Below are 12,142 nucleotides of genomic sequence, written 5' to 3'. Positions count from 1 at the left end.
CTTCAGGAGAGCCAATTATGTCAACGGTAAGCCATCCCTCTGACGACGATCGGGCAGCGGCTGAACATCAGCTCACCGTCACCCACTGGGGAACGTATCGCGTCACCACCGATAATGGCTTGCTGACCGCCGTTGAGCCGGTTGCATGGGACAGGCAGCCGTCAAAAATCGGTCTGTCGCTGCCGGGGGCCGTACAGGGTAACAGTCGCGTACGGCTCCCGGCAGTGCGGCTTGGCTATCTTCAGGGCAAGCCCGACAATCGTGAAGGACGCGGTAAAGAGCCGTTTGTGGAAGTGAGCTGGGAACAGGCGCTGACGCTGGTAGCAAGCGAACTTGAACGAGTGAAAACCGAGCACGGCAATCAGGCGATCTATGGCGGCTCTTACGGCTGGTCAAGCGCGGGCCGTTTCCATCATGCCCAGAGCCAGCTGCACCGGTTCTTAAACCAGTTTGGCGGTTACACGGCCAGCACCAACACCTACAGCATTGCCGCCGGAGAACGCGTGTTACCGCATATCCTGGGCGATCTCGACGAGCTTCAGCGCCAGCACACGCATTGGGCGGAGCTGGCGCAGCACTGTGAGCTGTTCGTCGCCATAGGCGGACTGCCGCTGCGCAATGCTCAGGTCAATGGCGGAGGGGCCAACGATCACGCGCTTGGCTACTGGTTGCAAAGGCTGAGCGACAACGGCTGTCAGTTCATTAACGTCAGCCCGGTGCGCAACGATCTGGCCGGCGTGCCGGATGCAAAGTGGCTGGCGATCCGGCCTGGCAGTGATACCGCGCTGCTGCTGGCGATTTGCCAGGTGCTGATTGAAGAAGATCTCTTTCAGCACGATTTTGTCGCACGCTATACGGTAGGGTTTGAGCGCTATGCGGCTTATCTGCGTGGCGATCAACAAGGCGAAGCCAAAACGCCGGAATGGGCCGCGCCAATCACCGGACTGGAGGCGACGGCCATACGCCAGCTGGCGAGGCAAATGGCGAAGAAAAAGACCCTGATTAACATGGCATGGTCGGTACAGCGTGCACGGCAGGGCGAACAGGCTTATTGGGCGCTGGTTGCCGTGACGGCGCTGCTGGGGCAGATAGGCACGCCCGGCGGCGGCATCGGTTTTGGCTATGCCTCCACCAATCTGGCGGGGGCGGATCGGCGACGATTTTCCGGCCCGCGCATGCCCGCAGGCGACAACGCGGTCGATACGCCTATTCCCGTGGCGCGTATCGCCGATATGTTGCTGCATCCCGGTGACGCCTATGAGTTTGACGGGAAGACGCGAACTTACCCTGATATTCGCCTGGTCTATTGGGCCGGCGGCAACACCTTTCATCATCATCAGGATCTTAACCGCCTGATCGAGGGATGGCGGCGGCCGGAAACGGTCGTGGTGCATGAGCAGTACTGGACGGCACAGGCTAAATTCGCCGATATCGTACTGCCAGCCACCACTTCGCTGGAGCGTGAGGATATAGGCAGCGCCAGCAACGACGGCTTTATGATCGCCATGCGCCAGCACCTGCCGCCGTTCGCCGAAGCGCGTGATGACTATGCCATTTTCTCTTTGCTGGCCGACAAGCTGGGCTTCGGCAGCCGCTTTACCGAAGGGCGCGACGTCCGTGGCTGGCTGGAAAATATTTATCAGGCGTCCCGTCCACGCGCAGAAGCGGAAGGCATTGCCCTGCCCGATTTCGCGACGTTTTGGGCGCAGGGCAAGCTGGAGTACGCACGCCCGTCGGAACCGCAAATCCTGCTCAAGGCTTTTCGCGACAATCCCGATGCCGCGCCACTCAGCACGCCGTCAGGTAAAATCGAGCTGTTTTCCGCTACGGTCGCGGCCTGGGGCTACGAGGAAGCACCTGGACACGCTTACTGGCATGCACCGGAACAGGCGGCGCAGCAGAAACAAAAACGGCGCTGGCCGCTGCATCTGCTCTCCAGCCAGCCGCGTACGCGCTTGCACAGCCAGTACGATCACGGCCTGGTTAGTCAGCAGAGCAAAATCCACGGGCGAGAACCGCTATGGATGCACCCGCAGGATGCCGCGGCACGGGACATTCGCGATGGCGAGATCGTCAAAGTTTTTAACGATCGCGGCGAGTTGCTGGCGGGCGTTATTTTAACGCCTGACATTTTACCGGGTGTAGTACAGATATCTACCGGAGCCTGGTACGATCCGTTAGATCCTCAGCAGGCGCGTTCGCTGGATAAACATGGGAATCCCAACGTATTAACAACGGATACTGGCAGCTCGCGCTTAGGTCAGGGATGCAGCGCACAAACCTGCTTCGTTGATATTGAGCGCTTTGATTTACCGCTGCCGGAAATTACCGCCTGGCAGCCGCCGCAATTTGTGAAATGGTCGCCATAAATTTTAACGTGCATGCCATTTCCCTAAAATGGGTCTGGCTGAATCATTAGCCGCATCAGACTCATAAAGCTTTTGCATATCGAAAGAACGATAACTTCGTAGTACAGCCCATGACGAAATGGCAAGGTAAAACCTTCTAAATAAGCAGGGCGAAACAAGATGAGCACAGCGCAGACATTATCCTTGCCGGTGATTGATCTTACTCAACTAAATGGCGATTGCGGACAACGTAAAGCTTTCCTGGAAAAATTAAATAACGCCGCTCGTGACGTTGGATTCTTTTATCTGACCGGCCACGGTATTTCTCAGCGGTTATTAGATGATGTGCAACGTGTCTCCCGCCAGTTCTTTGCGCTGCCAGAGCAGGAAAAGCTCAGGGTACAAATGGCCAACTCGCCGCATTTCCGCGGCTATAACCGGGCGGGTTCCGAAATTACCCGCAGCCAGCCGGACTATCGGGAACAGTTTGATATCGGTGCGGAACGCCCGGCCATCGACAATCCTGACGCGCCGTGGGAGCGCCTGCAAGGCCCCAATCAGTGGCCTGAAACCTTGCCCGAACTGCGCAGCTTACTGACCCGCTGGCAGCAGGAGATGACCAGCGTGGCGCTGGAACTGCTGCGTGCCTTTGCCGAGGCGCTGTCGCTGCCGCGCAATGCCTTCGACGACCTGTACGGTGAGTTTCCCAATGAACATATCAAACTGATCCGCTATCCCGGCCGTGCCGATGGCGAATCTCGTCAGGGCGTCGGCGCGCATAAAGATTCCGGTTTTTTAACGCTGCTGTTGCAGGATGACCAGGCTGGCTTACAGGTTGAGGTGACGCCGGAAAACTGGGTGGATGCCGCGCCGTTGCCGGGATCTTTTGTGGTGAACATTGGCGAGCTTCTGGAACTGGCCACCAACGGCTATCTGCGGGCCACCGTGCACCGTGTGGTATCGCCGCAGGGCAATCGCGAACGACTGTCAGTGGCCTTTTTCCTTGGCGCGCAGCTGAATGCCGTGGTGCCGGTTTATCAGCTGTCTGAATCGCTGGCGAAACTGGCGCAGGGGCCAACCAGCGATCCGTTAAATCCGTTATTACGTGAGGTCGGCTGGAATTATTTAAAAGGCCGTTTACGTTCCCATCCTGACGTCGCCAACCGCTTTTATGCGGAATATTTAAATAACACACTGAGAAAATAAAAATGATGAAAGCTGCTTTTTATACATTAGCCGGGACCGCTTTATTTGTTGCACAAACGCTTCATGCTGCACCCTTGCGCGTGGCCGCCGATCCGGTTCCCCATGCGGAAATTCTGGAATACGTAAAAACGATCGATCCGAAACTGGATTTGAAAATTATTGAAATGAGCAGCGGCGGTATCAATCCGAATGAATTATTAGCTTCAGGTGAAGTTGATGCTAACTATTTTCAGCACCTGCCTTATTTAAAAGATCAGGAAAAAGCGTTGGGCAAAACCTTTAGCGTTGCCGCAGCGGTGCACATCGAACCTTTGGGCCTTTATTCACATAAGGTGAAGTCGTTGGCAGCATTGCCTGAAGGGGCCAGCATTGCGGTACCCAATAATGCGCCAAACCTGAGCCGTTCATTGTGGCTGCTACAGAAAAACGGATTGCTGAAACTGAAGTCTGTCGGCGATGCCGCTTCGACGCTGGTGACGCCAGCGGATATCAGCGATAACCCGAAAAAACTTAAAATAATCCAGATCGAATCGCCGCAGATCCCGCGTGCGCTGGATGATGTTGATGCGGCGATCATCAACGGTAACTATGCGCTGGAAGCGGGTCTGGTTCCGGCGAAAGACGCGTTAGCGTTGGAATCGGCCGATCATAATCCGTATGCCAACCTGCTGGTGACAACGCCTGAACGACTGAAAGATCCCCGCATCGCGGAGTTAGCGAAAGATCTGACTTCGCCGCAGGTGGCCGAGTTTATCCGTAAAAATTACAACGGATCGGTGATCCCGGTTGAAGGCCTTAAACATGATTAAACTCGAGAACATCAGTAAAAGGTATCCCGGCGCAGCAGCGCCGGCGTTAGTGGATATCTCGCTGACCATAGAAGCAGGCACCATTTTTGGCATTGTGGGCCGCAGCGGCGCGGGAAAAAGCACCCTGTTACGCTGCCTGAACCGGCTGGAACAGCCGACCTCCGGGCGCGTGATCGTTGACGGGAAGGATATCAGCCAGCTCAGCGTAAAGCAGCTGCGCCAACAGCGTCAGCAGACTGGCATGATATTCCAGCATTTCAATCTGCTGCACTCCCGTACCGTTAATGACAACATTGATTTGCCGCTGGAAATCGCGGGCGTGCCGGTAAAAGCGCGGCAGGCGCGAGTGGCCGCCTTGCTGAAGCTGGTCGGGCTGGAAAAGTTTGGCGATGCCTGGCCTTCGCAACTCTCTGGCGGCCAAAAACAGCGCGTCGGCATTGCCCGGGCGCTGGCGGCCGAGCCGGACTATCTGCTGTGCGATGAGGCCACCAGCGCGCTCGACCCCGAAACAACGCGCTCCATTCTCGACCTGCTGGCGGACATTCAGCAGCAGCTCAACATCACGGTCGTTCTGATTACCCATGAAATGACCGTGGTAAAACGTATTTGCCACGGTGCCGCGCTGCTGGAGCAGGGCAGACTGATTGAAAGCGGCACGCTGGATCAGATTATGGCGCACAAAAATGGGCGGCTGCGGGAGATGCTGTTGCAGGATGGCGAGACCGACCGGGCGTTTCTGGCAAAACATCGGGTGGAGGTGGAGACGCGATGCGTAGCGTAAATTGGGATCGTTTTCAGGATTTGATGATCAATGCCACGCTGGAAACGCTTTACATGGTGGCGCTGGCAGCGATCTTTACCGTGGCCATCGGGTTGCCCGTGGGCGTGTTGCTGTTTTTGACCCGCAAAGAAGGCATTATTCCAAACCGTACTCTGTCCGTCGTGCTGAATTGCGTGGTGAATATTGGTCGTGCGCTACCCTTTGTGATTCTGCTGATTGCCATGATCCCGGTAACGCGGCTGATTGTCGGCACGGCGCTGGGCAGCACCGCCGCCGTGGTGCCGATTACGCTTGGCGCATTCCCTTTTTTTTCCCGCATCGTGGAAAACGCGCTGGATGAGGTCGATCGCGGTCGTATTGAGGCCGTGATTTCGATGGGCGGCAGCCACTGGCATATTGTGAGCCGCGTGCTGCTGCCGGAGGCGCTTCCTGCATTGGTTGCCGGCATCACCCTGACGACGGTGATGCTGATTGGCTTTTCTGCCATGGCCGGTGTGGTGGGTGGCGGCGGATTAGGCGATCTGGCTATTCGCTATGGTTATCAACGCTTCGATAACACGCTGATGGCGGCGACGGTAATCGTACTGCTGCTGCTGGTACTTCTCGTGCAGAAATCAGGCGATCGTCTGGTTCGTTCATTAGCTTATCGTCGCTAAATTATAAGGATGTCGGCATGTTTACCATTAAATCCCCAGCTCGCTATGAACAGCAGTCCGGGCTACGTCATCAGGCGGGTGAACTGATCCGTCCGCTGGCCGCTCACTTACGCATTCTGACTTCACCGCGTGCCTGGCGGGCGGTGAACCCGTCGCTGAGTGAAAGCCTGGATCGCGCCGGGATCCGCTGGCAGCTCGACTATTTGTCCGGGGAATGCACAGACGACAATATCGCGCGGTTTCAGCAAAAGCTGCTCGAACAGGGCGCAGAAGGCATTCTGGCCATTGGCGGCGGTCGCGTGCTGGATACGGCAAAAGCGGTTAATAACGCGCTGGGCGATCGTGTACTGATTGCGTTGCCGACGCTGGCAGCAACCTGTGCAGCCTGGTCGCCGCTGGCGATCGTGTATAACGCGGCGGGCGGCCATCTCAGAAGCCAGCCGCTGGACGCGATGCCGGCACTGATCCTGGTCGACAGCGAGGTGATTGCGCAAAGCGATGTGCGCTATCTGCGCGCAGGGATCGTTGATGCACTGGCAAAATGGGTTGAGTTTGAACCTTATCAGCGGCACAACCCGCATCAGCTGGCGCTGGATGTAAAGGTGTCGGCGGCATGGCAGGCCGTTGAGATTTTCCAACGCTGGGGCGAGGAGGCGGTGCGGGATAATCAACAGCAGCAGGTTACGCAGGCGCTGGAAAAGGTCATTGAAGCGAATATCGTGCTGGCCGGGCTGGCAAACAGCGTGCGCGGCTCCCTGGATACGCCGGGCTTTGCGCATGTCATCCACGATGCGCTAACGCATCAGCCCGAATTACACGGTTGGCTGCACGGTGAAAAGGTGGGGTTCAGCCTGCTAATCCAGTCGCTGGTGGCGAACCGCAACGATCAACCCGATGCTGAATTACTGGCACGGCTGCGTCATTTTGGCAGTCCGCTACGTTTGCCTGCTTTGCAGGGCGATCGCGCTGACCGTATTGAGCAGATTGCCGCCGCCATTCACTTTCCCACAGCCAGTCTGGGCGATTTGCCGTTTACCCTCACGCAACCGGCGCTTAAAGAGGCGTTGTTGATGACTGACGTGAGAGATTTTGGCGATCGGTAATCTTGTTGGACAACCTTCCCGGAGAGCAGCCAATAACGCGTTTAAACGCTTTTCCAAAAGCGCTTACTGATTCATAGCCTAATGATGTTGAAATGCGCAGGATGGAATCCTCTGAATTCTGTAACCGGTCGCAGGCCAGCATCATTTTCCATTGCGTCAGGTATTCAATCGGTGCAGTACCTACCGTTTCCTTAAAGTGTTTTGCAAAGGCTGAACGGGACATACCAGCCTGTTTTGCAAGCTTTTCCAGCGTCCAGTTATGCCCGGGGTTATCGTGCATACAGGCAATTGCGACGCTCAGTTGTTTATCCTTCAACGCAATAAGCCAGCCGCTCTTGGTCTCAGATCTGTCATTCACGTGTAGACGCAGCGCCTGGATTAACAGCATAAACGCCAGCTGTTGCACGATCAGCCCGCTGCCAGGCTGAGGATCCCGCACCTCCTCCGCCATCCTTTCAAGCGCCCAGTACATTGCTGCCCGGTCTGAGCTTTTCTGAATATGCACAACGGGTGGCAGTGAACGTAAAAGCATCTGCGCAGGGCGGCCAGCCAGCAGAAAATGACCGCCGACAAGAAAACAGGCCGACTTTTCGTCAGCTTTTGCGGCTATATCTGAAACCATTTCGGTACGAACAGCCTGAAAGTCGATCGGTTGCAACGATAAATCGGTCGCCAGTTGGAAAGGCGGGCCAGGGGGCAACAGATAGCAATCACCGGCAGTAAGCCGTACAGGCTCGGCAAGACCCTCCACTGACAGCCAACACGCGCCTGACACCACGGCATAACATTTCACCCCGTCATGTGACGGCCATTGCACCGCCCGTTGAGGGTTCAGGACGACTCCGCCTGAAACATAGCTTTCAGGTTTAAGTAGCGATAGCAGCTGAGAAAGCGGATCCATACCTGCTCCGGACGATTAGACATAAAACAGCGACTCTGTAACATAGATCGTATTACAGCTTACCCCTAAAGTAGCCGTACCGGGTTGTAACAGCAATCCATTACTGACATAAGGGCGGGCTGAAGATGCGTATTTTTCTCACGGGTGCGACCGGTTTTATTGGCACGGCTGTTGCCGCTCAGCTGATTGCTGCCGGCTATCAGGTCATCGGGCTTGCCCGAAGCCAGCAGGGGGCAGCAGCGCTATCTGCCGCAGGCGTTGAGGCTCATTTCGGCGACCTTGCGGATCCTGACAGTCTGCGAAGCGGCGCTGCGTTAAGCGATGGCGTAATACATACCGCATTTAATCACGATTTTTCCACCTTTCTTGCGAACTGTGAAACGGACCGCCGGGTTATTGAAGCCATGGCCGGTGCGCTGAAGGGAACGCAGCGGCCGTTGATTATTACTTCTGCCGTCGGGCTGGGGTCATCAGGGCAGAACGTGCTGGCTGTTGAAAACCATTTTAATGCTGAACATCAGAACCCGCGTAAGGCGTCAGAGCTGGCAGGTATCAATGCATTAAAAGAGGGCGTTAATGTCTCGGTGATCCGGCTTTCGCAGGTTCATAATCCCTTAAAGCAAGGTTTAATTACGCCACTGATTGAGATTGCCCGGCAAAAAGGATTTTCCGCCTTTATCGAAGATGGCCAGAATTGCTGGTCGGCAGTCCATCTCAGCGACGCGGCTCTGCTGTATGTTCTGGCGCTGGAAAAAAATAGTCCGGGAAGTCGATATCATGCCGTGGCAGAAGAGGGTATTACGATGCGCAAGATTGCTGAAACCATTGGCTATATTCTTAATGTGCCGGCCATAAGCATTGACGCAGCCAAAGCAGCAGAGCATTTCGGCTGGATGAGTAAATTTGTCGCTCAGGACATGTCGGCTTCAAGTGCAATCACGCAGCAGCAACTAAAATGGCAGCCGCAGGGACCCGATTTGATCGGCGATCTTAAGCAAGTGCGTATCCATACCCGGTGACAGCCAATACTGACGAAACAACATCAGTCAGTAAGGCTGGAGAGGATGTCCGTTTCCAGGTTTTAAATGCCAAAAGTTATCAGCCTTCCCTGATTGCTATAAACCCCCGAGGTACGCCGCCACAGAAGCTGTCGGTAACAGACTTGCTCAATCTGACCGTTAAAAATGGAGAACTTTGCATTTCACCCAACTTTTATCAGTTCCCGGCTAAAGGGCAATTCATTGTCCAGAACATACTTGACGTCCCCGGCGAGCAAGGTTCATAAAGAAGCGTTGTTACGTGAGTGGAATTTTCAGGCAGCCATGTTGTGAATATATCCCTCACAGACGGGGGAACAACGCGTTAAGGTAACCATAATGAATGCCTTCTGGCGCGATATTCATTTGTAATGTGATTCATATATATAACTGGTTACGTCCATGTTTTGCATTGGTGGGGCAGTATTGCGCATGCGTCTCGACCAGCCGATTGTGTAGTGAGATATATTCACCATTGTGGGCCAGGATAAAAATGTTACACTTGAGCTGCTCGCCATTCAGGCTTTTGATAATTATCCTTTTTAAGGAAGAAGAGAGTGAACATTAGCCAGGAGAAACTTTTGCAGTCAGGTTTCACGCAAAAAGAACTGCGAAAAATTAAGATTAACGTGGAAAGATTCGGTGGAACGCTTGATGTGGCTATCCAGGATCTGGCCTGCCGCTTCAGGCTTTTGACCTGGATTACTGCTGTTTGTGCAGTGATATTCATACTTTTGGTGGTTTTTAGCTCGCCTGTGAAAATTATCGCTGGGGGCGTGGCCTTCGTTTTTGGCATTGCCATTATGATGTTTGCACAACCCCCGATACTCTCCTACAAGTCATGGCGTTACTGGAGAAATAACCGCTGTTAATTTTTGTCGCCATCAACCGTTAACAGGTCAAAGATCACTTTTGCTTTGACTCCATAACCTACGATTTTCATCGTCAGTTTAGGACGAGTTAAAGAATCTATTTTTCTATGTCACGCAGATGAAATGAAGAAATCGTATTGGCAACGTTTATCAGCTTACGGGCTTCCAGGTTCACCATCGTTTCAGCCCAGTACTTATTTCTTCCTCCGGACTGCATCATTGTGAGTAGCGCCGCATCCATTGTAATTCTCCATGTCAGATTTAGTTTATGAGCAGTTTAATATTTTTAAGTGAAAGCATGAAGCTCAATGATCAAATTTCAGTTGAGAGATCAAGATGAAAGATTTAGAAGGCCTGAATTTGCGGGCGTTTTAGTCGTAAATAATAACAATGTCAGATTGCGACGCTCATAAATTCGCATCTCAGTTTTTACCTCAAACCAGTGGCTCTTCAATCTCTTCAATAAGCTCTTTGCCCTGGTTGTGAATATTGCCAACCTTGCTGGTCACCGGATGCCAGCGGAAAGTACTTTCCGGAAGCGCTGCCTCTGCTGCAATTTTCTGGGCGCGAGAGGATGAGGTCTCCTGACTCAACCACTCTTTGACTGCATCAGCAGTGAGTACCAGTGGTCTTCGATCGTGTATATCTACCATGCCCCCAGCGCTGGCCGCGGTCACAATCACGAATCCCTCTGCGGCACGTTCCTTATCGTAAGGTGCCTTACCGATGGCAGCAAAAAAGAGGGGTTCATCATTTTTATGATGAATGAAGTAAGGTTGCTTATTTTTACCGTCTTTTTTCCATTCAAACCAGCCATCGGCTGGGACGACAGCCCGACCATGATTCCATAAAGGTTTAAACATTCTGCCGGTAGCCGCCGTTTCGCCACGGGCGTTGATCAGTGGCTGCTTGTCCCACCATTCCGGCGCATATCCCCACAGCACAGGATCCAGATGCAAATCATGGTCGCGTTCATTCAGCAAGAGCACCTTCGTACCCGGCGCGACGTTGTACCGCCCGACAGGTTCAGGGTCATGAATGATTTCACCGTCGCCAAGGCCGAGGAGATCAAAGTATTCATCACGACTGCGGTATTGCGCAAAACGTCCACACATAGTATTTCCCTCCTCCGTTAAGCATAGCTTCAGCTGAATACCACGCATGAGCAGTCCAGAGTATGTTGATCACGATCCGCGTAACCGGCACAACGGGCAATAGTGAAGTGGAATAGCGTCGAAAGGGGCAGGAAAATCACTCAGGATGGAAGTAACGTATTGAATATAAAAAAATATTACTCAGTCCGGGAAATTCCTGAGATAGTTGACGATTATCCATATCGCTCAACCCGGACTGAGTTTTCATTAAGGGAACTGATTTGGCGAAGTTATTTAGCCAGCAGTTCTTTTCTGACGATTTCTGCGCCTGCACTCAAGGCATTTAACTTACCTGTTGCGACCTGACGAGACAGGGGAATCATGCCACAGTTGGTGCAAGGATAGAGCTTGTCGGCATCGACAAACTGTAGTGCTTTACGTAAAGTCGCCGCGACTTCTTCTGGCGTTTCAATGGTATTGGTTGCCACGTCAATCGCGCCAACCATCACTTTCTTGCCACGGAGTAGCTCAATAAGCTCCATGGGAACATGAGAGTTTTGACACTCCAGTGAGATGATGTCGATATTAGATGTCTGCAATTTCGGGAAAATTTCTTCATATTGGCGCCACTCTGAGCCCAACGTCTTTTTCCAGTCCGTATTGGCTTTAATGCCATAGCCGTAACAAATGTGCACGGCGGTTTCACACTTCAGTCCTTCAATGGCTCTTTCTAAGGCGGCAATGCCCCAGTCGTTTACCTCATCAAAGAACACATTAAATGCAGGCTCGTCGAACTGGATAATATCAACGCCCACAGCTTCTAATTCTTTGGCTTCCTGATTAAGAATTTTAGCGAATTCCCAGGCAAGCTTTTCACGACTTTTATAGTGGCCGTCATAGAGCGTATCAATCATCGTCATCGGACCAGGCAGCGCCCATTTAATTGGCCGATCGGTCTGCTGACGCAGGAGTTTGGCATCTTCAACAAAGACAGGCTTCTGACGTGATACCGGACCGACGACTGATGGCACACTCGCCTCATAGCGGTTACGAATTTTAACGATTTCACGCTTCTGGAAATCAACCCCGTCAAGGTGTTCAATGAAGGTCGTAACAAAATGCTGGCGCGTTTGCTCGCCATCACTGACGATATCAATACCTGCCCGCAGCTGGTCCTCAAGACACAAACGCAGAGCATCTTGTTTGCCATCAATTAATTCCTGATCCTGGAGTTTCCAGGGAGACCAGAGTGTCTCAGGTTGAGCAAGCCAGGAAGGTTTAGGTAAACTGCCAGCAGTCGACGTAGGTAATAACTTTTTCATAATAATAGATGAC

11 protein-coding genes are annotated in these 12,142 nt (G+C 53.3%); 8 read left to right on the top strand and 3 right to left on the bottom strand.

The genetic code is table 11. The annotated features are described in order from the left end of the window. The first annotated feature begins 17 nt into the window (after positions 1 to 17). The 6 genes from AAGQ96_RS13660 (at position 18) to AAGQ96_RS13635 (ending at position 6,903) form a co-directional block, all read left to right on the top strand. Positions 18 to 2,369 carry a molybdopterin-dependent oxidoreductase gene (locus AAGQ96_RS13660; RefSeq protein WP_342753834.1) on the top strand — a complete coding sequence of 784 codons (2,352 nt, stop codon included), beginning with the start codon at positions 18 to 20 and terminating at the stop codon, positions 2,367 to 2,369. 159 nt (positions 2,370 to 2,528) lie between these two features. Next, on the top strand, positions 2,529 to 3,554 hold the full coding sequence (locus AAGQ96_RS13655; protein ID WP_342753833.1) for an isopenicillin N synthase family oxygenase: 1,026 nt from the start codon (positions 2,529 to 2,531) through the stop codon (positions 3,552 to 3,554). A 2-nt stretch (positions 3,555 to 3,556) separates the two neighbouring features. Next, positions 3,557 to 4,363 carry a MetQ/NlpA family ABC transporter substrate-binding protein gene (locus AAGQ96_RS13650; RefSeq protein WP_147198742.1) on the top strand — a complete coding sequence of 269 codons (807 nt, stop codon included), beginning with the start codon at positions 3,557 to 3,559 and terminating at the stop codon, positions 4,361 to 4,363. Beyond that, entirely contained in the window at positions 4,356 to 5,144 is a 789-nt protein-coding gene (locus AAGQ96_RS13645) for an ATP-binding cassette domain-containing protein (RefSeq protein WP_342753832.1), read from the top strand. The genes AAGQ96_RS13650 and AAGQ96_RS13645 overlap by 8 nt, the downstream gene beginning before the upstream one ends. Further along, complete coding sequence (locus AAGQ96_RS13640; protein ID WP_342753831.1) at positions 5,132 to 5,800, top strand: methionine ABC transporter permease; 669 nt, start codon at positions 5,132 to 5,134, stop codon at positions 5,798 to 5,800. The genes AAGQ96_RS13645 and AAGQ96_RS13640 overlap by 13 nt, the downstream gene beginning before the upstream one ends. A gap of 17 nt (positions 5,801 to 5,817) precedes the next feature. Further along, positions 5,818 to 6,903, top strand: a complete 1,086-nt coding sequence (locus AAGQ96_RS13635) for an iron-containing alcohol dehydrogenase family protein (protein ID WP_342753829.1) — start codon at positions 5,818 to 5,820, stop codon at positions 6,901 to 6,903. Here AAGQ96_RS13635 and AAGQ96_RS13630 read toward each other — a convergent pair. Continuing rightward, entirely contained in the window at positions 6,854 to 7,804 is a 951-nt protein-coding gene (locus AAGQ96_RS13630; protein ID WP_342753828.1) for an AraC family transcriptional regulator, read from the bottom strand. The two genes, AAGQ96_RS13635 and AAGQ96_RS13630, sit on opposite strands and share 50 nt — an antisense overlap. Positions 7,805 to 7,929: 125 nt before the next feature. On the opposite strand from AAGQ96_RS13630, the gene AAGQ96_RS13625 reads away from it, so the two are divergent. Both AAGQ96_RS13625 and AAGQ96_RS13620 read left to right on the top strand, forming a co-directional pair. After that, positions 7,930 to 8,823: an SDR family oxidoreductase gene (locus AAGQ96_RS13625; RefSeq protein WP_342753827.1), complete on the top strand. Its 894-nt coding sequence runs from the start codon at positions 7,930 to 7,932 to the stop codon at positions 8,821 to 8,823. A gap of 575 nt (positions 8,824 to 9,398) precedes the next feature. Next, positions 9,399 to 9,713 carry a hypothetical protein gene (locus AAGQ96_RS13620; protein WP_147198736.1) on the top strand — a complete coding sequence of 105 codons (315 nt, stop codon included), beginning with the start codon at positions 9,399 to 9,401 and terminating at the stop codon, positions 9,711 to 9,713. A 434-nt stretch (positions 9,714 to 10,147) separates the two neighbouring features. Here AAGQ96_RS13620 and AAGQ96_RS13615 read toward each other — a convergent pair whose 3' ends face one another. Both AAGQ96_RS13615 and AAGQ96_RS13610 read right to left on the bottom strand, forming a co-directional pair. Beyond that, entirely contained in the window at positions 10,148 to 10,828 is a 681-nt protein-coding gene (locus AAGQ96_RS13615) for an SOS response-associated peptidase family protein (RefSeq protein ID WP_342755566.1), read from the bottom strand. A 269-nt stretch (positions 10,829 to 11,097) separates the two neighbouring features. Continuing rightward, the gene (locus tag AAGQ96_RS13610; protein ID WP_147198735.1) at positions 11,098 to 12,129 is read right to left on the bottom strand and encodes a methionine synthase; all 1,032 of its coding nucleotides are present in this window, start codon (positions 12,127 to 12,129) and stop codon (positions 11,098 to 11,100) included. Positions 12,130 to 12,142: the final 13 nt, after the last annotated feature.

Source organism: Pantoea sp. MBD-2R, from assembly GCF_039134845.1.
Classification (GTDB): Bacteria; Pseudomonadota; Gammaproteobacteria; order Enterobacterales; family Enterobacteriaceae; genus Erwinia.
The sequence above is the reverse complement of the archived record's forward strand: the minus strand, read 5'-3'. Positions and strand labels throughout refer to the sequence as shown.

Excerpts from the sequence above, each read along its gene's own strand:
- AAGQ96_RS13660 (WP_342753834.1), top strand. The coding sequence starts at position 18 with ATGTCAACGGTAAGCCATCCCTCTGACGACGATCGGGCAGCGGCTGAA.
- AAGQ96_RS13625 (WP_342753827.1), top strand. The coding sequence starts at position 7,930 with ATGCGTATTTTTCTCACGGGTGCGACCGGTTTTATTGGCACGGCTGTT.
- AAGQ96_RS13645 (WP_342753832.1), top strand. The coding sequence starts at position 4,356 with ATGATTAAACTCGAGAACATCAGTAAAAGGTATCCCGGCGCAGCAGCG.
- AAGQ96_RS13610 (WP_147198735.1), bottom strand. The coding sequence starts at position 12,129 with ATGAAAAAGTTATTACCTACGTCGACTGCTGGCAGTTTACCTAAACCT.
- AAGQ96_RS13655 (WP_342753833.1), top strand. The coding sequence starts at position 2,529 with ATGAGCACAGCGCAGACATTATCCTTGCCGGTGATTGATCTTACTCAA.
- AAGQ96_RS13650 (WP_147198742.1), top strand. The coding sequence starts at position 3,557 with ATGATGAAAGCTGCTTTTTATACATTAGCCGGGACCGCTTTATTTGTT.
- AAGQ96_RS13630 (WP_342753828.1), bottom strand. The coding sequence starts at position 7,804 with ATGGATCCGCTTTCTCAGCTGCTATCGCTACTTAAACCTGAAAGCTAT.
- AAGQ96_RS13635 (WP_342753829.1), top strand. The coding sequence starts at position 5,818 with ATGTTTACCATTAAATCCCCAGCTCGCTATGAACAGCAGTCCGGGCTA.
- AAGQ96_RS13640 (WP_342753831.1), top strand. The coding sequence starts at position 5,132 with ATGCGTAGCGTAAATTGGGATCGTTTTCAGGATTTGATGATCAATGCC.
- AAGQ96_RS13615 (WP_342755566.1), bottom strand. The coding sequence starts at position 10,828 with ATGTGTGGACGTTTTGCGCAATACCGCAGTCGTGATGAATACTTTGAT.